This window comes from Caballeronia choica, from assembly GCF_001544535.1.
Lineage (GTDB): Bacteria > Pseudomonadota > Gammaproteobacteria > Burkholderiales > Burkholderiaceae > Caballeronia > Caballeronia choica.
Window position 1 is genome coordinate 38,996 of record NZ_FCON02000037.1, and the last position, 17,704, is coordinate 56,699.

The window sequence follows — 17,704 nt, forward strand, 5'->3', positions numbered from 1 at the left end:
TAAAGTGAAGCCGGCTTAAGCGGTTGCATAACGCGCACGATGTAAGCATAGAGCCAGTATCGTGCCCGTCAAGATCAGAACGCCGGCAATGTGCGAGCCTGCACCTCCGCGAGTTCGCGGTGCCCGAGGGTGAAATGCTGTGTCGCCAGTGCTCAGCTCTTCGCCGCTTCCGCCGTATCGCGTTCGGCAGCGGACAAAGCGGGCAGCGTGCCGCGGAAAACCCAGACGGTCAGCAGGCCAAGGGAAGCGAGCATCCACAACAGGAAAAACGCAAAGGCCATCATCTCGGTTCCCCTTCAGGTGGTGCGCGACGGTCGAATGCCATCGCGGCACGTGAAGGGAAACTGTAAGCCAGAAGCGTGCCCGAATGATCGATGGACCGGGCGGAGCCTTGTCGGCAAAGGGAAAGGTCTGGTGAATCCGGCGTGAGTGACCAGCGTTTTTAATCTGACTGCGAAAAAACGTTACATCGACGATACACGCGGCGCGTTGAACGCAGCGTTCACGGCAAAAATCGATCGCCGATGAATCCGTTTCTAGTGGCTGTGTCCGCCGCCGCCGTGCCAGCCACTGCCGCCGCCGTGCCACCCGCCGCCATGCCATCCGCCGCCATGCCAGCCGCCGTGCCCGCCCCAGCAGCAGCCACCGCCGCCCCAGTAGCCGAAGCCGACCGAAATCGACGGATAGCCATACCCGTACCCGTAGTAAGGATAGCCGGCGTAGGGATAAGCATAGGGATAGGCCGGGTAGTACGGATAAGCGGGATAAGCCGGATAAGAGGAGTACGCGACGGGCGGTTGCGCGACGGTGTATTGGTCGCCGGTGGTCGTCGCGGAAGACGAGGTGCCTTGGGTGCCGACTGGAACTTCCTGCTGTGTATAAGCTGCCCCGACTGTCGGATAGGCCGGATAACCAGGGTAACCAGGGTACCCGTAGCCGTACGGGACGTAATAGCATCCGCTCAATACCGCGACGCTCGCGAGAGCCGTCAACGTGAGTTTCGGATTCATGATGCTGCTCCTTTCTTGCAACTGCCTGGGCTGCTGCTGTGTTCGCGCGATGCATCGAACGGGTAGGCGAAAAGAGCTTAGCGCATCGTCGGTCGCTTGAGTGAAGCGCGGCCGCCTGAAGCTGAATTCGGATGTTTCGATGTATTTCAAAGGCTGCGGATCAGACGCCAAAGCGCGATCCGCAGCGCAACAACACAGGCTTATTTCCCGACCTGATTGCCGATCACCCCGCCGACGGCGGCGCCGCCGAGCGTCGAAAGTGCACTGCCGCCGAGCACGGCACCGGCCGCGCCGCCGACGCCCGCGCCGACTGCCGTATCGCGTTGCCGTGTGGTCATGCTGTCGCAGGCGGTGAGGCCGCCGAGCAGTGCAACGACGAGTGCAGCAGCCCCGATGTGTTTGATATTTTTCATTTCGACTCTCCAATACGATGATGAGGTGACGCGGCCCAGCCGAAGCGGCTTTGTGTCTCCATCGAGTGCCGGGCCGAAGCTCACCGCACATGCGTCGATACGTAGTTAAGGCTTTGACAGCGACGGAACGTTTTTGCCGGTTCATTCCTGATCAAGCAGGAAAGGTGCCTGCTTCCCGCAACGGTTGCTGTGAATGGCGGGGAAGCGTTGTGTACGTTCGTGCGGAGCGGGTTGCGCCCAACGAAAAACGGCCTGTCGCGCGGGCAGCGCGACAGGCCGTTTGTCAGCCAGGCTGGTAAATTTCGCAGCGCCGAAGCGCTGCTCCTGCTCAGATGAACTCAGGTGCGCTGGTAAATCTCCGCGCCCTTCTTCACGAACTCGATCGCCTTCGTCTGCATGCCTTGCGTGAGCGCCTCGGCGTCGCTCACGCCTTGCTTCGCCGCGTAGTCGCGCACGTCCTGCGTGATCTTCATCGAGCAGAAGTGCGGCCCGCACATCGAACAGAAATGCGCGACCTTCGCCGAATCCTTCGGCAGCGTTTCGTCGTGGAATTCGCGCGCCTTGTCCGGGTCGAGGCCGAGGTTGAACTGGTCTTCCCAGCGGAACTCGAAGCGCGCCTTCGAGAGCGCGTTGTCACGCACCTGCGCGCCCGGATGGCCCTTCGCCAGATCGGCGGCGTGCGCGGCGAGCTTGTACGTGATGATGCCGGTCTTCACGTCGTCCTTGTTCGGCAGGCCGAGGTGTTCCTTCGGCGTCACGTAGCAGAGCATCGCCGTGCCGAACCAGCCGATCATCGCAGCGCCGATGCCCGACGTGATGTGGTCGTAGCCCGGCGCGATGTCGGTGGTGAGCGGTCCGAGCGTGTAGAAGGGCGCTTCGTCGCACCAGTCGAGCTGCAGGTCCATGTTCTCCTTGATGAGCTGCATCGGCACGTGGCCCGGGCCTTCGATCATCACCTGCACGTCGTGCTTCCACGCGATCTGCGTGAGCTCGCCGAGCGTCTTCAGCTCGCCGAGCTGGGCTTCGTCGTTGGCGTCGTAGATCGAGCCGGGGCGCAGGCCGTCGCCGAGCGAAAAGCTCACGTCGTAGGCCTTCATGATTTCGCAGATGTCCTCGAAATGCTCGTAGAGGAAGCTCTCCTTGTGATGCGCGAGACACCATTTCGCCATGATCGAGCCGCCGCGCGAGACGATGCCCGTCATGCGGTTGGCCGTCAGCGGCACGTATTGCAGGCGCACGCCGGCGTGGATCGTGAAGTAATCGACGCCTTGCTCCGCCTGTTCGATCAGCGTGTCGCGGAAGATTTCCCAGGTCAGGTCCTCCGCCTTCCCGTTGACCTTTTCCAGCGCCTGGTAGATCGGCACCGTGCCGATCGGCACCGGCGAATTGCGGATGATCCACTCGCGCGTCTCGTGGATGTGCTTGCCGGTCGAGAGGTCCATCACCGTGTCGCCGCCCCAGCGGATCGCCCAGGTCATCTTGTCGACTTCCTCGCCGATCGAGGACGTCACCGCCGAGTTGCCGATGTTCGCGTTGATCTTCACGAGGAAGTTGCGGCCGATGATCATCGGCTCCGTTTCCGGGTGATTGATGTTCGCCGGGATGATCGCGCGGCCGCGCGCCACTTCCTCGCGCACGAACTCGGGCGTGATCGCCTTGAGCGCGTTTTCAGCGAAGGCCACGGCGCCGAACGACTGGCCCGGGTGCTGGCGTCCCATCATCTTCGCGAGCTTTTCGCCGTTCGGGCCGCTCGTCCGCAGGCTTTCGAGGTATTCGGCGCGGCGCTGGTTCTCGCGGATCGCGATGTATTCCATTTCCGGCGTGACGATGCCTTGCCGCGCGTAGTGCATCTGCGAGACGTTCTTGCCGGCCAGCGCGCGGCGCGGCGTGCGATGCAGGCCCTGGAAGCGCAGTTCGGCGGTGGCGGAGTCGGCGGCGCGCTCGCGGCCGTAGTCGCTCGTGAGGCCGGGCAGGCTTTCCGTGTCGCCGCGCGCCTCGATCCAGCGCTGGCGCAGCGCGGGCAGGCCCGAGCGGATGTCGATCTGCGCTTCGGGATCGGTGTACGGACCCGACGTATCGTAGACGTAGACCGGCGGATTCTTCTCGCCGCCGAAGCTGTCGGGCGTATCGGACTGGGTGATTTCGCGCATCGGCACGCGGATATCGGGCTGCGAGCCCGTCACGTAGACCTTGCGCGAATTCGGCAGCGGGGCGATGGCGGCCGCGTCGACGACGGCGTCGGCGGACAGGAACTTCGGGTTGGCATTCATGTGCTGTCTCTCCTGTGGGAAGGGTTTTATCCAGCACGCCGACGGACGAACGAACGCCATCGGCGACTGATTCAGGAGCTAAACAGGGAGGAACGAGACGGAAGGAGTGCGGGCTTAGGAGGTGGCGAAAGAGTGAGAGGAACCCTAGCGCGGAAAAGCCCGAACGCTTCCCTGCGCTGGCATTATCCAGATCAGGTTCAAAGGGTATTTCTCACCCACGACGCACGGGCAATCCAGTTCGACGGATTACGATGCGCGGCGCAGGACCCCCGCGTTAGCAGCCGCTACGTTACACCGCGGCGTGGCGTCTTGGCAACCATGTGTAACACGGCGGGTCGGGTGTGCAGCGCTTACTGCATAATGGCGGGCACCGCGTTTTCCGTACTTACCCTAGTGCGCGCGGCGTCCGGTTTTTCGCCCCATCTCCCTCTTCTGCGCTCCGTCATGTTGTCCTGTCTTGCCCGTTTTGCCGCAACGCGCCGGTCTCTGCGTTGCCGGGGTTCGTTGAGTCTCCGTTCCGACGGCGTTCCCGCGTTTCTGGCCGCAGCGGAGTAATGGATGTCCGCTCCACAGCCGCCGAAGTTGCCGTCCAGCCTTCCGTTCAATATTCCCGACCGCTTTCCGTTCCGCCTGCCGCAGACGCAGAAGGGCCGCGTCGCGCTCGCGCTCGCTGTCGTCTATGTCGTCTGGGGTTCGACGTACATGGCCGTGCATTTGTCGCTCGCGTCGTTTCCGCCGCTGATGCTGTCGGGGTTGCGTAATCTTTTCGCCGGTATGGGGCTGTTTGTTTTCGCGGCGCGCAAGAAGCCGATCTGGCCGACCGGCGCCGAGATTCGCAATGCGGCGATCGTCGGCACGTTGCTCGTCGGGTTGTCGAGCGGGATGCTGGCGTTCGGCATGCGCACCGTCGAAACCGGCACGGCCGCCGTGATGGTCGCGACGGTGCCGCTGTTCGCGACGATCATCGCCGCGCTCGCCGGGCGCAAGATCGCCAGGGGCGAGTGGGTCGCGGTGGCGCTCGGGCTGGTGGGCATCGGGCTCTTGAATCATGGCGATACGTCGTCGGGTTCGACGGCTGGCAGTCTCGCGATTCTGTGCGGCGCGATTTTCTGGGCCGGCGGCGCGCATCTTGCCGGGCGGCTCAAGCTGCCTTCCGACTTGTTCGTTTCGACGGCGCTGCAAATCGGACTTGGCGGTTCGATCTCGACGGCGGTCGCGTGGCTCTCGGGCGAACGCATCGAGAGCATCGGGCTGGTGCCGGCGGCGTCGTTTCTTTATCTGATGCTGGTCGGGACGATGGCGGCCTATGTCGCTTATGGCTATCTGATCCGGCATACCAGTCCGATCATCGCCAGCAGTTGCATGTACGTGAATCCGGTCGTGGCGGTGGCGCTCGGCGCGCTTTTACTCGGCGAAGTCGTGACGCGGTGGACCGTCATTGCGACGGTGATCATTTTGATCAGCGTCGGGTTGTCGTTCTGGTTTGATTACCGGCGTAAGGGCTTGGTCTAGGGTGTGTAAGAGTTGCGCTCCGAAGCGATTCCCGGCGCACGCATCCTTCCCTTCGAGCAATCCTTCTAAACATTCCCAGGCCCAGGTGCGGCCGAACTCTCCTCGTCGACGCGATAGCGCTCGCCCTCCCAGCGGCACGTCAGTTGCTAAACGCAGAACACCCATAAGGCGCCGCACGACGACGCATCCGTCAAACGGCCCCACGGGGACACAAACGAGCCTCGCCATCAACATGCCGATCGAAAGTCGCGCACATTGGCGCGTTCCACAAGAACGCCAGGCAGCCTCGAACAACGACTAATGTTCAATCGATAAAAAAGGTGGAACCATGAAGCTCATCCGCACCGTGGCAGCGCTCGTCAGCGTCGCGTCGATTCTTTCCGCTTGCGGCGGAGGCTCCGACGATGTCGGCAAGGAACTCGGCCTCACGCCGCCCGAAGTCCATTTCATCCACGCAATCCCGAGTGGGCCGAACGTCGACTTCTATAACAACGGCAAGATCCTGCAGGCGAACCTCGGATACAAGACCGTCACGAACTTCGCGACCATCAACACCGGTGCGCAGACCTTCTCCTACGCGGCCGTCAACACGACGGCTCAACTCGCCTCCGACTCGAGCATCAACAACGCGGCGAAGGGCCATGAGTACACCGTGATCGCGCTGCCGGACGCGGGCTTCCTCCCGTCGATCGCGGTCATCGACGATCCCTTCGACAAGGGCCTGCTCTCGAACAGCGCGCGCGTGCGCGGCTTCAATGCGTCGGCGAACGCGCAGAATCTCGACCTCTACCTCGTCGCGCCAGGGACCAACATCAACACCGTCAGCCCGACGATGGCAGGCGTCGCGTTCAAGAACGCCGTGCCGGCAACGACGCAGGATTCCATCTACTTGTCGGGCGGGACGTATCAGTTGATCGCGACGCTGCCGGGATCGAAGACGGCGGTGTACACGTCGGCGTCATTCAATCTCGGCAATAACGCGGACTGGCTCGTCACGACGCTCCCCGCGGGCAGTGCGCTTTCGCAGGTGGTGCCGAACAAGATCCGCTTGCTCGTCGCGCAGGGCGGCAACACGCAGACGCCAGCCATCGAATTGCCGGACACGCAGTAAGCAAAACAAGGCGGGACGCGGGTGGTATAGCCCGCGATTCCATGGAAGGGCGGCGGGCTTCGTTCAGGCGATGCCCGCCGTTTTTTTATCCTCCGATTGAACACAACTTGACGCTTGGGGCGGCAGCGCTCGCAAAAAAAAAAGCCCATCGCGTGAGCGACGGGCCGACAGGGAACTTGCGGCTTATGTTGCGAAGGAAGCGCTGAAACGCCGAAGCCCCACGAATCAATTCGCGCGGGCGATATCGGCGTTCTGCTTCTTACTTGTGTTCCTCGGCCGAATTCGAGATGGCCTGACCACCCTTCGAGATGTCCTGGCCGGCGCCGGAAACGGTGTTGCAGGCCGCGAGCGCAGTCGTGCCAGCGAGCAGCAGCAAAGCGATGAGTCGAGTCATGAATATTCCCCTAGAAGTTGAAATGCGTGAGTGGAATCGGGTTCGCGCATCGTGTTTGGACCAGCCCGGCGCAACGCGCTCGGGTGTTGGGTTGGATCGGCCCCAACGGCCTCGATCGACCACCGGTCTGAACCATCATAAAAAAAGCGTCGTGGCGAGGCTGTAGGTGCGCCCGTGTTTTTCGTGTCGGCTGGCTCCGCAATCGATGTCGGCGGCGTCCTACACGATCGGGAACGTCGCATCGAGCGGGGCATCGTTCGCATCGGCGCTGCGCTCGCGCGGCATCGTCGCGCGGATGCGCGTGCCGTGCGGCACGCGCCGCTCGATCTCGATGCGCCCGCCGCGCGCACTGACGCGCTGGCGCATCCCGAGCAGGCCGTGCGTGTGGGTGCGCTGCAGATCCTGCGGCCTAATGCCGACGCCGTCATCGGCGAGTTGCAGCGACACGCTTTCGTCATCGAGCGTGAGCGCAATCGACATGCTCGCGGCGCGGGCGTACTTCGCCGCGTTGGTGAGCGACTCCTGCGCAACGCGAAAGAGCGCGATCTCGATGTCGCCGCCGAGCTTCACGTCGTTCTCCGGCAGCGCGAGTTCGAGCGTCCAGCCGTTGCGCTGGGCGGCCTCGTCGGCGAGCGTGCGCAACGCGGTGACGAGCCCGAAGTTGGCGAGCACCGTCGGACGCATGTCCTCGATGATCCGGCGCTTGAGGGCAATGCCCTGATCGAGGTTCGCGAGCGCGCGGGCCAGCTTCTCGGCCATCGCGGGCTCGCTTTGCCTGAGCCTGCCGTTGACCCACGCGACATCCATCTTGCTCGCGGTCAGGATCGAGCCGAGCTCGTCATGAAGCTCGCGCGCGAGTTCGGTCTTCTCGTTTTCGCTGACCGATTGCAGGTGCCACGCGAGCGCTTCGAGCTGGCGCGTGCGCTCGAAGACAAGCCGGTCGAGTTCTTCCTGCTGCGTGATCAGCTTCTTCTGCACACGATCCTGCTTGTCGAGCTGGATGCCGAGATTGCGGAACAAAAGCAGGAACAGCACGATGTTCAGCGCGCACAACGCGCCGACGCAGAACGTCGAGATGCGCTGGTCGGCGCGGCTCGCATCGAGCGCGTGCTGCGCGCGCCGTTCCTCGTTCAGTCGCAGCAGCGCGAGCGTGCTGTCGAGGATGTCGGCGCCGTCGGGCGGCGTCAACGTGCGCGCGCGGACCGTATCGGGCGCGCCGGGACCGGACAGCGTCGCTTCACCCGACGCGATGCGCGCATCGACCGCGCCACTCACCTGCGCGAAGCTGGCGAGCGCGGTGTCGTCGGCCTTGCGGTGGTAGTAGCCATCGAGCGAGGCGACCGTCCGACGAATCCGCGCCGCGCTCTGCCTGAAATGCCCGGCGTAAGCGCCGCGCATGGCGTCCGGCGCGAGCACGTAGGCGCGTTCGTCGGCGGAGAGCGTGGCGATGTCGGCGGCGAGAGCGGTGAGTTGCGTGGTCGCGCCCTTGGCGTCGAGCGCGACTTCGTATTCGGCGGCGATGCGCATTCGCCCCGACTCCAGGATCACGAGCCCGCCGACCGTGATGACGATCGCGACCGTCATCGCGACGGCCCAGCTCCAGCGGCGCATGAAATCGTTGATGCGGGACGCGCGTCCGGTGCGTTTCACCGATGGGGACGCCTCGCGATCCGCGGAGACGGGTAATGCCTTGGTCATGGTTGTAGTCGTGATTCGCTCGATGCTGGTCTCGAATGCACGCGCTTCCCGCCCGCGTCGCCCTATGCCAGCGGCCTCCGGAAGCCCGAAGGACGCTGAAAGCGACATTGAAAGCGCGTGTCAGTCGATTCCCACAGCAAAAAAGGAGCCAGCCCGAGTGTTTTGTCTCGTGGCGCCCACTAACATCGTCTAACCAGTCCAGACCTTTACCGGGGAACGATCATGTTGAGATGGGCATTGTTTTTCGCGATCGTGGCCGTGATCGCCGGGCTTCTCGGTTTTACCGGCATCGCGGCGGGCGCCGCGAGTATCGCGAAGTTCCTGTTCGTGCTGTTCCTGATCCTGTGCGTGGTGTTCCTCGTGCTGGGATTCGTCGTCACGAAAAAAATAGTCGATTAGCGACGCGCTGCGTCGCTGCACACGAAGTTTGAAGTTTCCTTCTTTTCGAGCCATCGGGATCGTGGCCTGGCCGTAACACCGGCAATGGCGTCCGGCCGGGCGCTCGCGCAGGCCGGACCCGCTGCCGTCATCGGTCGAGCTGGCTCCGGAGCCACCCATCAAGCAAGGAGAGCCGCCATGCTTCACTACGCCGTCGTTTTCTTCATCATCGCGATCATCGCGGCCGTGTTCGGATTCACCGGCATCGCCGCGGGCGCGGCTGAAATTGCGAAGATCCTGTTTTATATTTTTCTCGTGGTGTTCGTGGTCACGCTGCTGCTCGGCGTCTTCAGGACCTGACGCCACGCATGGACAGAACGCCGCGCGCCGCGCAACATCGGACAGGCCGCGGCTCTTGCCGTTGAACACGTGCAGGAGCGGGCACGTTCCGTGCTCAAGTGGCGGCGATTGAACGCGGGGCGGCGCGAGACGCGGCCCCGCACACGATTAGCGCCTCTGCCAACCCTTTCCCCAGGAGCAAATCAATGTCGAAATCGTCTGCTGCAAAAGCCGAGCCGGTCCATTCGAAGGACCCGTTCGTCCTGGATGTCGAGAAAATCCGCACCGATGCGCGCCAGCATATGGACGACGGTTCCGTCACCGCCGGCTACGGCGCCGATCGCGAGGTCGTGCTGAAGCTGCTGAATGACTCGCTGGCGACCGAAATCGTCTGCGTGCTGCGCTACAAGCGCCACTATTTCATGGCGAAGGGCATTCACTCGGAAGGCGTCGCGGCCGAATTCGCGCAGCACGCGACGGAAGAACAGGAACACGCCGACACGATCGCCGAGCGCATCGTCCAGCTCGGCGGCGAGCCGAACTTCGCGCCCGACAGCCTGAAGTCGCGCTCGCATTCGGAGTACAAGGAGGGCGCGGACCTGATCGACATGATTCGCGAAAACCTGATCGCCGAGCGGATCGCCATCGACACCTATCGCGAGATCATTCGCTATCTCGGCGACAAGGACGTCACGACCCGGCGCCTGTTCGAGGAAATCCTCGCGGTCGAAGAGGAACACGCCGACGACATGGCCGACCTGCTCGCCGGCCGCAACGGATGATGTGGCGGTCTTGCGCGGCGCGCGGGGCGTCGCGTGCCGTGTGCCGTGTGCCGTATCAGTGTGAAGATGAAGAGCCCTTGAGCGCGGGAAGGCGCAGATGATTCGAGTGTTGATAGCGGATGATCACGCGATCGTCCGGAGCGGGTTCAGGCAAGTCGTCGCCGACGAGCCCGACATGGAGGTCGCGGCGGAGGCCGCGACCGGCGACGAAACGATCGCGCTCGTGCGAGCTGGCGCCTTCGACGTCGTCTTGCTCGACATCGCGATGCCCGACAAGAACGGCATCGATACATTGCGCGTGATCAAGCAGATCCGGCCGGAGCAGGGCGTGCTGATGCTGTCGGGCTTTCCGGAGAGCCAGTACGCGGTCAACCTGCTGCGCGCCGGCGCCAACGGTTACTTGAACAAGGACGCCGCGCCCGACGAGATCGTGCGCGCGATCCGCACGGTGGCGCGCGGGCACCGGTACTTGTCGGAGTTCGTCGCCGATGCGCTTGCCGACAAGCTTGAACGACCGGCGTCCGAGCGGCCGCACGAGACGCTTTCCGAGCGCGAGTTCCAGATTTTCTGCAAGTTGGCTGGCGGCCGGATTCCGACGGAGATCGCCGAGGAACTGCATTTGTCGGTGAAGACGATCAGCACGTATCGGGCGCGCGTGCTCGAAAAAATGCGCCTGTCGAACAACGCCGATCTCACGTATTACGCGATCAAGAACGGGTTGATCGAGTAGCGGGTCAGGTACGGGAAGGCCAACAGGAGGCGCCCGCCGTGGGCAACCAGACGATCGACGATGCACGCTCCGACACCGCCAAGCGGCCGCTGCGGGTGCTTCTGATCGAGGACTCGCCGTTGATCCGGCGCAGCCTTGTCGAGGCGATCGATGCTTCCGGGCAGTTGCGGGTGACGGCGTTTGCCGATTCGCCGGGGGACGCGATTGCGCTGCTCGCGGCGGAAACGTTTGACGCCGTGATTGTCGATCTGCAATTGAAGCGCGGGTCGGGCATTGAGGTGCTTGCTTACTTGCAGGAGAAGGGGCTTGTTGACTCGTCGTTTGCCGCTGTGCTGACGAATCATGCGCTGCCCGCGTATCGGGAGCGTTGCCTGCAGTATGGCGTGCGGCATTTCTTCGACAAGTCGCTGGAGTTTGATCGCGTTATTGATGCGCTGCATGATTACGCGCGGGAGCGGGTTTAGGGGAGGGGCGCTGGCGCTTCGGGGGTTAGGTGTTGGGGTTACACCGTTTGATGCGCTTGTGCTCCCATGGAACTTGTTTTGTTTTTGGTTTATTTGCTCTGCCCCTGTCCGGGGCGGGACTCACTTTCTTTGCTGCTGCAAAGAAAGTAAGCAAAGAAAGCAGCTTCACAACGCCAATCCTTGCCAGTCGCCGCCAGCCCGTTATGTCGGAGTGGTCCAACCGGGGGAGTGTCGTTAGCGAGGTTTCCCCGTTGTTGGCATGTAGAAGAGGTACGGGCGTTGCACCGCTATACGAAGTGGACCAGCAGTCATCCATCCAGCCTCGCGCTACGCGCTCACCCGTCAGGCTAAATTGAAACCGAAACCCATCGCGACATCACCATCCTACGTTCGTGCTTGCTGCATGCTTCAATTCACCGCTAGCAGACCTGTCGTCGGGCACGAAGTGCCAAGACGGATGAATGACTGCTGATCCACTCCGTATGGGGGTGCGACGTGCGCGCCTCTTCTACATGCCAACAACGATGAAACCCCGCTAACGACACTCCCCCGGTTGGACCACTCCGAGGGAACGGGCTAGCGGCGCATGGCAAGGATTTGCGTTGGGAAGCTGCTTTCTTTGCTTACTTTCTTTGCAGCAGCAAAGAAAGTGAGTCCCGCCCCGGACAGGGGCAGAGCAAATAAACCAAAAACAAAACAAGTTCCACAGAAGCCCAAGCGCATCCAACGGTGTAGACAACACCCACCCCCATCCCGAGCGCCAGCGATAACCTCACCCCACTTGCGTCGCCGCCCCGACGCGCCCCCGCCGGTGGCTGATCGCAGCCAGCCCCACCGCGGCCAGCCCCGCAAGACAAACCCCCGTCCACCCGAACGCGTGCCACGCAAGCGACGCCACCACCGACCCCAGCGCTCCGCCGATGAAATACGCAACCATATAGACCGTGTTCACCCGGCTTCGCGCTTCGGGCGCGAGCGCGTAGATGCGCGTCTGGTTCGAAATCTGCGCGGCCTGCACGCCGACATCGAGCACGATCACGCCGATCACCAGCCCCGCGATGCTGCGTCCGGAGAACGCAAACACCACGAACGCGACGGCGACGAGCGCGATCGAAAGCGAGATCACGGCGCGCGGTCCGCGACGGTCGGCTGACTTGCCGGCAAGCGGCGCCGCAAGCGCGCCCGCCGCGCCGACGATGCCGAACAACCCCGCCGCCTGCGGTCCCAGGTGAAACGGTTCGCCCGCAAGCAGCAGCGTAAGCACCGACCAGAAGATGCTGAACGCCGCGAACATCGCGCCGCCGGTGAGCGACGCTTCGCGCAGGCCCGGGTTCTCGAGCGCGAGATGCCACATCGATACGAGCAGCTTGCCGTAGGGCAGCGTCGAGGTCGGCCGGCTCTTCGGCAAGCGCATGATGACGACGACGGCAAGCAGGATCGTCGCCACGACGGACGCCCCGAATACCGCTCGCCAGCCGAAATATTCGGCGACGAAGCCCGACACCGTGCGCGCGAGCAGGATGCCGAGCAACAGACCGCTCATCACCGTGCCGACGGCGTGTCCGCGTTGCGCGGCAGGTGCGAGTTCCGCCGAGAACGGCACGGCCTGCTGCGCGATCGTCGCGACGACGCCGATCGCGAGGCTCGCCGCGATCAGCACCACAAGCGTCGGGGCGGCCGCCGCCGCGACGAGCGCGGCCCCAAGCGCGGCGAGCTGCATCAGGATCAGAAGCCGACGGTCGAAGCGGTCGCCGAGCGGCGCGAGAAAGAACATGCCGAACGCATAGCCGAGTTGCGTCGCCGCGGGCACGGCGCCGATTAGCCACGCACTGTCGGGAAACGACGCGCGGAAGTCGTCGAGGAGCGGCTGATTGAAGTAGATGTTCGCGACTGAGACGCCCGCGATGGTGGCGAGCAGCCACAGCGTGGCGCGCGAGTAATGCGGATGCTGTCCGGGTGTCGGCGGGATTGATGACATGACTGTGTGCGTTTCGCGTCGCGATGCGTCGGGCTTCGGGAGGCGCGCGGCGTCGCGAGTGTTGTGGATCGGTGAAACAAGAAAGCGGCCAAGGGCGAGCGGCTGGAGGGGGCGAGCCGCCGATGGTCAACGGCTAGGCGTCACGGCCCACGCCAAGCCGCCGATCATACTGGAGACGCGCTACTCCTGCTCGTCGAAGCCTTGCGGGCCTCCGCCCTGGTCGACGCTCACGTCATGCGTGACCAGACCGCTCTCGGCCGTGTAGAGATGTAGCGCGAAGCCGGGCGGTTCCATCACGTACGCTGCGGGGCCGTCTTCGCGGAGTTCGAGCGCGACCTGATGCGCGGTCGATGGCGCGCTCCACGCGATCGTGCCGCCGAAGCGCGCGACGATCGCCCGGTGCACATGCCCGCAGATCACGCGCTCCACGTTCGGATGCTGGCGCACGAGCGCTTCGAGGCGCGCGCCGTCGGCGGGATCGAGCCGGATGTCGTCCATGAAGCGAATGCCGCTCACGAACGGCGGATGATGCAGCGCGATCACGACCGGCATGGAGCGCGCAGCGTCGAGTTGTTCCGCGAGCCATGCAAGGCGCGTCGCGCACAGGTTGCCGCCATCGTTGCCCGGGCTCAGCGTGTCGAGGGCGATCACGCGCAGATTCCCGGCATCGAACGCGTACTGCACGAACTCGCCGCACGCGGACAATTCGGGGCGATCGTCGAAGACGCCGCGAAGGGCGGCGCGGTCGTCGTGATTGCCGACCATCAGGTACCAGGGCGCGTCGAGTGGCGCGAGCAGCGCGCGCAGATGGCGGTAGGCGTCGGGATGCCCGTTGTCGACCAGGTCGCCGGTGACGAGCACGGCATCCGGACGCCGGTCGAGCCGGTTGAGCGCGTCGACACAGCGCGAGAGATAGTGAGCGGTATCGATCCGGCCATAGGCGAGCGAGCCGGGCGCCAGGATATGCAGGTCACTGATTTGCGCGAGCAGCATGGCGAGGTCTCCGGATTGGCGGGCGTAGCTGCAAGCTTACCCAAATCGCGGTAAGCCGGAGGCGCGTGCGCCACGATTACATCTGGCCCGCGACCGATGGCGCATCCACGAATCGGGGGTAGGCGCTTCCCGCGGATAGGGGGTACTCGCGCACGGGGCGCCTGCCTACACTTTCCGCACGATGAAGTCGCCGATTCAGGAGGTCACCGTGACACCCGTTGCGCTTTACATTACCCCGAACTACATCGCTTCTGTCCGCACGGGCCGTGGCCGAGCCTGCTTCGAAGGCACGGTGCGGTTCATCGACGTCGAAGCGTTGCCGTTCAATATCGAACATGTCTGCGTGCTCGACCGGGACACGGCGATCGAAGCCCTGTTCGATGCCGTCCGGGATGCCGAGCGGCTGCTCAGGGCCGTTTGATTCGTGGGGCGCGGTGCGATACCGCGTGCCCAGGGCGCAGCCTTTACTCGGCGTCCTGATCCTTCGGCGCCGTCGTGCTCACCATCTTCGGCGGCGCGAGCCACTGGAACCCGGTCATCCGCTCACCATCGAAGACGCATTCCACCGCGGCGGGCGCAGGGGCCGTCCTCGGCTTGACGATGGTCTTCAGCGGGCCCGTGTTCGGCACCCGATAGGTCGCTTCGACAACGACGCGCGATCCGCGGTTGGCGACAGCGGTGCGCTCGAAGCTCAATGCCGGGCCCGACTGGGGATACGTCGCCACCATCTGCTGCTTGCACTGCCGGGCGTTCTGGAACGCGGTCGTGCAGCCGGAGACCCCGACGACGAGCGAAGCGGCAATGGCGATCAGCATGGAGCGAGTCGGGAGGCGAGTCGACATTCGGGTCTCTTGTCGGATGGAGCCCGCGCGTTGAGCGGGAAAGAGAAGTGGCGGAAGTGGTGAGAGCGGCGCGGCCGGCTTGACGCCGCAATTCAGGACTCGCCGGGCTTCGGTCGTCTATGGTGCCGGGGACCGGACTTGAACCGGCAAGCCGTGAGGCGGCGGATTTTAAGTCCTGATCCACTGTGAATAAAAACAGTTATCGGGTGGGCATTTTACGACAGATCAAGAGTTTGCGGGCTGCATGGATACTGTTCGGTTCGGTGGCAGAAAAATGCACACCCCCTATGCGTGCCCCGGGGGAGTCGCGTCGAACATGCTAAAGGTGCGAAAGGATAACCGACAGGGCACTTCGGCCCTCGTTGTTGAAAATGCCCGCGTGCATCGCTGCCTGCACCTCGGATAACCGTAACCATAAGAACGGGTCGTCGTCTGCGGGCGCCGTGATCTCGACGATCCGGTAGTCATTCGTCGTGCGATAGAACCTGCCGCCTTCATCCGACTGGCGCACGCGCGCCTGAATGAGACCCGACGTTGCCGGCTCGGTCGGTCGACGAAAAAAGGTTGGCCCTAGTTCTGCTCCCTTGACGAGGCCCGCTTCCCAACGCGGACAGAACCCGAACTCAAGGATTCCGTCCCGGCTCCGGCACAACAGTTCGACAACCTGCTCCTCCAGCGTATGGAGCGTCGGCTGATCCCATTCGGGCGTCTCGCGCGTTGCACAATGGACCCGAACATGGCGCAGCGCAAGCTTGCCATTGGTCATGGTCACAGAATCGTTTGCGTCAAAGGCCCATCCGTCCAGATGCTCCACGGGTCGGCGCTCCGTCGTGGGCGCTCCTTGCTTCACACTGTCGAGCCGGGCGTCTGCTTCCTGAAGGATCAGCGGCCTCGCCTCGCTATCGAGGGACTGCCGGACAGCCCGACTAAAATCACCCCGACCAGCGCCTCCGTGCGTCGGCAGTGTGCGCCAATCCAAACAGCAAAGAACGGATCGCGCGTCTGTATTGACCAGGAAATCGACTGAAAGAAGTTCCTTGAAGAGTTCGAGCGAAATCCAGCGATGCAGGGGGTCACCGACATCAACGTCATCGACGACGAAGATGTTCCGATTGAGCTTGCCCAAGAAGCGGCTACCCTGTTCGCTTTGCAGCGTGTCGCATAGAACGTCGCCAGCCACATCATCGAAATAGCCGGAAAAGGGGGGTAAATCGCCACCATGCACCCGGTCCCGGTTGCTGGCCGTCGCCTGGCAGGTTGGTGCCAGCTGGACGATGCCGACATTGCCCGGCTCTGCCTTGGCGTGTACAAGCAGATCCAGGGTGTCACCGCGCGGACGCGCGATGAAGCCAAGTGTTCCGATCTCGCGTTGTTCAATAAAGGGCTGACGTTGCAACACGCCGTCATGCGCCCATTCCAGCCCCACGACATTGAAAAAGCGCCCGGAAGCATGCCGGATGCGTCCGTCGGTCAATGCCCATGCCGAGGACCTTGCAAGAGAGCCGGGCACGACCCGCGTGCGGTCGGCGACCCGGATATCCTCGACCCAGTTCTGCACGGCTTCGACGGAGGTCAGCAGGGCACCGTCCTTCAGCATTCGCGATGTCCGCTGTCTTGCTGTACGAAAGCCGGGTCGCCTCGGCGCGCCAGGAATTCGTGGATAAATCCAGTGCCGTGCTCGGCAACGGCATCGGCCCGCTCAAGTGGATCTTCGAGCACCCCGGCAATCGCGCGATCCGCAAACGACGCCCCTGCGCTTCCGCGCCCGAGCGCTCGTTGAGCAAGCGCGATCTTTCGACCGCCAGTGGAACTGGCTTTGGAAACGTCGCCAAAAATTTTGTCGAACATGGCGAGAAGCGGCTTTTCCAGATAGCGCTCCAAAACGACCGCGTGCTCCAGCTGAGAGCGTCTCATGGTGCATGGATTGGGGGCGCTGAGATTAGCATTGGCCACGACCCGCATACGGGTCAGAGCCTCTGGCAGCAGTCGGAATTGACCGAGTGCCGCCAAACGAATCCAAAGGTCGAAGTCGCCGAGTTGGACGAGGCTTGCCCTAAACCCGCCAATTGCGACAAGCTGAGCACGCCGCACGACGGCGGACGGCAGGAGAAGACAATTGCCAATATCAAAAAAGTGCCTGAGCCAACCGGCCTGCAACCGTTCCTCGGTGGTGAACAGTCCATCGGCCCACGTTCCAGTCGCGGGTTGCCCGGCTTCGTCAATAAGCTCCCCGGCTGTGAAGCATGCCGATAAAGTCGAAGTTCCTTCCATTGCGCGAACTTGCAACGCTAGTTTTGTCGGCTGCCACTCGTCGTCCGAATTTTGGAATGCAATATAGCGTCCGCGTGCATGGGTCAAGGCCAGATTGCGCGGATGCACGGCCCGATTGGCGGGCAGTCGTATAAGCCTTATGCGCGAGTCATTGATGGAAGCCACGACGTCCGGCGTGCCGTCGCTCGAGCCATCATCGACCACGATCAGTTCCAGATCCCCGAACGTCTGATCAAGAACCGTTGAAACCGCCGACGCCACGAATGGCTGGTGATTGTAGGCGGCCATGACAACAGAGACCGCCGGACGGCGAGAGAAGAAATGCAAAGGTCGACCTCGAAATGCGTCGCACCCGCGGCGTTTGAGCCGGGCGAACCGAATTGACGAGCGCTTCAATACTTTTAAATTCAGGAGAATGGGGCGATTGTAGCGGAACCGCCCGGTGAATCCCCGCAGACCGTCTTGTTTAAAGCGCCAAGTAGGATGGTCGGTCGTGTTGCCTCGCGGGGCGACGTTAAT

The 17,704-nt window shown here is 63.3% G+C and carries 19 protein-coding genes and 1 riboswitch; of the genes, 8 read left to right on the forward strand and 11 right to left on the reverse strand.

The genetic code is table 11. From position 1 onward, the window contains the following. Window positions 1-152: 152 nt before the first annotated feature. The 4 genes from AWB68_RS50810 to thiC all read right to left on the reverse strand — a co-directional run bounded on the left by AWB68_RS50810 (window position 153) and on the right by thiC (window position 3,693). The gene (locus AWB68_RS50810) at window positions 153-281 is read right to left on the reverse strand and encodes a hypothetical protein (protein WP_268810932.1); all 129 of its coding nucleotides are present in this window, start codon (window positions 279-281) and stop codon (window positions 153-155) included. Between the two features lie 255 nt (window positions 282-536). Next, on the reverse strand, window positions 537-1,010 hold the full coding sequence (locus tag AWB68_RS18000) for a hypothetical protein (RefSeq protein WP_087645706.1): 474 nt from the start codon (window positions 1,008-1,010) through the stop codon (window positions 537-539). A gap of 200 nt (window positions 1,011-1,210) precedes the next feature. Continuing rightward, window positions 1,211-1,423 (reverse strand): YMGG-like glycine zipper-containing protein, encoded by a 213-nt coding sequence (locus tag AWB68_RS18005; RefSeq protein ID WP_087645707.1) that lies wholly within the window; start codon window positions 1,421-1,423, stop codon window positions 1,211-1,213. Window positions 1,424-1,761: 338 nt separating this feature from the next. Then, entirely contained in the window at window positions 1,762-3,693 is a 1,932-nt protein-coding gene (gene thiC / locus AWB68_RS18010) for a phosphomethylpyrimidine synthase ThiC (RefSeq protein ID WP_087645708.1), read from the reverse strand. A gap of 150 nt (window positions 3,694-3,843) precedes the next feature. After that, a riboswitch (TPP riboswitch) is annotated at window positions 3,844-3,974 on the reverse strand. A 277-nt stretch (window positions 3,975-4,251) separates the two neighbouring features. Here thiC and AWB68_RS18015 point away from each other — a divergent pair. Both AWB68_RS18015 and AWB68_RS18020 read left to right on the forward strand, forming a co-directional pair. Next, window positions 4,252-5,205, forward strand: coding sequence for an EamA family transporter (locus AWB68_RS18015; protein WP_087645709.1), 954 nt, complete (start codon window positions 4,252-4,254; stop codon window positions 5,203-5,205). Window positions 5,206-5,533: 328 nt separating this feature from the next. After that, window positions 5,534-6,316 carry a DUF4397 domain-containing protein gene (locus AWB68_RS18020; RefSeq protein ID WP_087645710.1) on the forward strand — a complete coding sequence of 261 codons (783 nt, stop codon included), beginning with the start codon at window positions 5,534-5,536 and terminating at the stop codon, window positions 6,314-6,316. Window positions 6,317-6,575: 259 nt separating this feature from the next. On the opposite strand, the gene AWB68_RS18025 is transcribed toward AWB68_RS18020, so the two are convergent. Together AWB68_RS18025 and AWB68_RS18030 are read right to left on the reverse strand one after the other, a co-directional pair. Further along, complete coding sequence (locus AWB68_RS18025) at window positions 6,576-6,710, reverse strand: entericidin A/B family lipoprotein (RefSeq protein WP_087645711.1); 135 nt, start codon at window positions 6,708-6,710, stop codon at window positions 6,576-6,578. A gap of 219 nt (window positions 6,711-6,929) precedes the next feature. After that, entirely contained in the window at window positions 6,930-8,408 is a 1,479-nt protein-coding gene (locus AWB68_RS18030) for a sensor histidine kinase (RefSeq protein ID WP_087645712.1), read from the reverse strand. Window positions 8,409-8,630: 222 nt separating this feature from the next. Here AWB68_RS18030 and AWB68_RS18035 point away from each other — a divergent pair, with 222 nt between their 5' ends. The 5 genes from AWB68_RS18035 (at window position 8,631) to AWB68_RS18055 (ending at window position 11,101) form a co-directional block, all read left to right on the forward strand. Further along, complete coding sequence (locus AWB68_RS18035) at window positions 8,631-8,807, forward strand: DUF1328 domain-containing protein (protein WP_087645713.1); 177 nt, start codon at window positions 8,631-8,633, stop codon at window positions 8,805-8,807. A 177-nt stretch (window positions 8,808-8,984) separates the two neighbouring features. After that, window positions 8,985-9,146, forward strand: a complete 162-nt coding sequence (locus AWB68_RS18040; RefSeq protein ID WP_074264073.1) for a DUF1328 domain-containing protein — start codon at window positions 8,985-8,987, stop codon at window positions 9,144-9,146. A gap of 185 nt (window positions 9,147-9,331) precedes the next feature. Beyond that, the gene (locus tag AWB68_RS18045; RefSeq protein WP_087645714.1) at window positions 9,332-9,907 is read left to right on the forward strand and encodes a ferritin-like domain-containing protein; all 576 of its coding nucleotides are present in this window, start codon (window positions 9,332-9,334) and stop codon (window positions 9,905-9,907) included. 97 nt (window positions 9,908-10,004) lie between these two features. Continuing rightward, the gene (locus AWB68_RS18050; RefSeq protein ID WP_087645715.1) at window positions 10,005-10,637 is read left to right on the forward strand and encodes a response regulator; all 633 of its coding nucleotides are present in this window, start codon (window positions 10,005-10,007) and stop codon (window positions 10,635-10,637) included. Between the two features lie 38 nt (window positions 10,638-10,675). Continuing rightward, complete coding sequence (locus AWB68_RS18055; protein ID WP_200828727.1) at window positions 10,676-11,101, forward strand: response regulator; 426 nt, start codon at window positions 10,676-10,678, stop codon at window positions 11,099-11,101. A 772-nt stretch (window positions 11,102-11,873) separates the two neighbouring features. On the opposite strand, the gene AWB68_RS18060 is transcribed toward AWB68_RS18055, so the two are convergent. Beyond that, a complete protein-coding gene (locus tag AWB68_RS18060) occupies window positions 11,874-13,079 on the reverse strand; it encodes an MFS transporter (RefSeq protein WP_087645716.1) in 1,206 nt (401 codons plus the stop codon). A gap of 180 nt (window positions 13,080-13,259) precedes the next feature. Then, window positions 13,260-14,072 (reverse strand): phosphodiesterase, encoded by an 813-nt coding sequence (locus AWB68_RS18065; protein WP_087645717.1) that lies wholly within the window; start codon window positions 14,070-14,072, stop codon window positions 13,260-13,262. A 208-nt stretch (window positions 14,073-14,280) separates the two neighbouring features. On the opposite strand from AWB68_RS18065, the gene AWB68_RS18070 reads away from it, so the two are divergent. After that, a complete protein-coding gene (locus AWB68_RS18070) occupies window positions 14,281-14,493 on the forward strand; it encodes a hypothetical protein (RefSeq protein ID WP_087645730.1) in 213 nt (70 codons plus the stop codon). Window positions 14,494-14,536: 43 nt separating this feature from the next. Here the strand turns inward: AWB68_RS18070 and AWB68_RS18075 are convergent, their stop codons facing one another. The 3 genes from AWB68_RS18075 to AWB68_RS18085 form a co-directional block, all read right to left on the reverse strand. Beyond that, window positions 14,537-14,887 carry a hypothetical protein gene (locus AWB68_RS18075; protein ID WP_087645718.1) on the reverse strand — a complete coding sequence of 117 codons (351 nt, stop codon included), beginning with the start codon at window positions 14,885-14,887 and terminating at the stop codon, window positions 14,537-14,539. Window positions 14,888-15,233: 346 nt separating this feature from the next. Further along, the gene (locus tag AWB68_RS18080) at window positions 15,234-16,511 is read right to left on the reverse strand and encodes an NDP-hexose 2,3-dehydratase family protein (protein ID WP_087645719.1); all 1,278 of its coding nucleotides are present in this window, start codon (window positions 16,509-16,511) and stop codon (window positions 15,234-15,236) included. Then, window positions 16,505-17,581, reverse strand: a complete 1,077-nt coding sequence (locus AWB68_RS18085) for a glycosyltransferase family 2 protein (protein WP_327382795.1) — start codon at window positions 17,579-17,581, stop codon at window positions 16,505-16,507. Before AWB68_RS18085 ends, AWB68_RS18080 begins: the two co-directional genes overlap by 7 nt. Window positions 17,582-17,704 lie beyond the last annotated feature (123 nt).

Bases quoted from the DNA above. Each gene is read 5' to 3' on its own strand.
- AWB68_RS50810 (WP_268810932.1), bottom strand. From the start codon at position 281: ATGGCCTTTGCGTTTTTCCTGTTGTGGATGCTCGCTTCCCTTGGCCTG.
- AWB68_RS18000 (WP_087645706.1), bottom strand. From the start codon at position 1,010: ATGAATCCGAAACTCACGTTGACGGCTCTCGCGAGCGTCGCGGTATTG.
- AWB68_RS18005 (WP_087645707.1), bottom strand. From the start codon at position 1,423: ATGAAAAATATCAAACACATCGGGGCTGCTGCACTCGTCGTTGCACTG.
- thiC (WP_087645708.1), bottom strand. From the start codon at position 3,693: ATGAATGCCAACCCGAAGTTCCTGTCCGCCGACGCCGTCGTCGACGCG.
- AWB68_RS18015 (WP_087645709.1), top strand. From the start codon at position 4,252: ATGTCCGCTCCACAGCCGCCGAAGTTGCCGTCCAGCCTTCCGTTCAAT.
- AWB68_RS18020 (WP_087645710.1), top strand. From the start codon at position 5,534: ATGAAGCTCATCCGCACCGTGGCAGCGCTCGTCAGCGTCGCGTCGATT.
- AWB68_RS18025 (WP_087645711.1), bottom strand. From the start codon at position 6,710: ATGACTCGACTCATCGCTTTGCTGCTGCTCGCTGGCACGACTGCGCTC.
- AWB68_RS18030 (WP_087645712.1), bottom strand. From the start codon at position 8,408: ATGACCAAGGCATTACCCGTCTCCGCGGATCGCGAGGCGTCCCCATCG.
- AWB68_RS18035 (WP_087645713.1), top strand. From the start codon at position 8,631: ATGTTGAGATGGGCATTGTTTTTCGCGATCGTGGCCGTGATCGCCGGG.
- AWB68_RS18040 (WP_074264073.1), top strand. From the start codon at position 8,985: ATGCTTCACTACGCCGTCGTTTTCTTCATCATCGCGATCATCGCGGCC.
- AWB68_RS18045 (WP_087645714.1), top strand. From the start codon at position 9,332: ATGTCGAAATCGTCTGCTGCAAAAGCCGAGCCGGTCCATTCGAAGGAC.
- AWB68_RS18050 (WP_087645715.1), top strand. From the start codon at position 10,005: ATGATTCGAGTGTTGATAGCGGATGATCACGCGATCGTCCGGAGCGGG.
- AWB68_RS18060 (WP_087645716.1), bottom strand. From the start codon at position 13,079: ATGTCATCAATCCCGCCGACACCCGGACAGCATCCGCATTACTCGCGC.
- AWB68_RS18065 (WP_087645717.1), bottom strand. From the start codon at position 14,072: ATGCTGCTCGCGCAAATCAGTGACCTGCATATCCTGGCGCCCGGCTCG.
- AWB68_RS18075 (WP_087645718.1), bottom strand. From the start codon at position 14,887: ATGCTGATCGCCATTGCCGCTTCGCTCGTCGTCGGGGTCTCCGGCTGC.
- AWB68_RS18080 (WP_087645719.1), bottom strand. From the start codon at position 16,511: ATGCTGAAGGACGGTGCCCTGCTGACCTCCGTCGAAGCCGTGCAGAAC.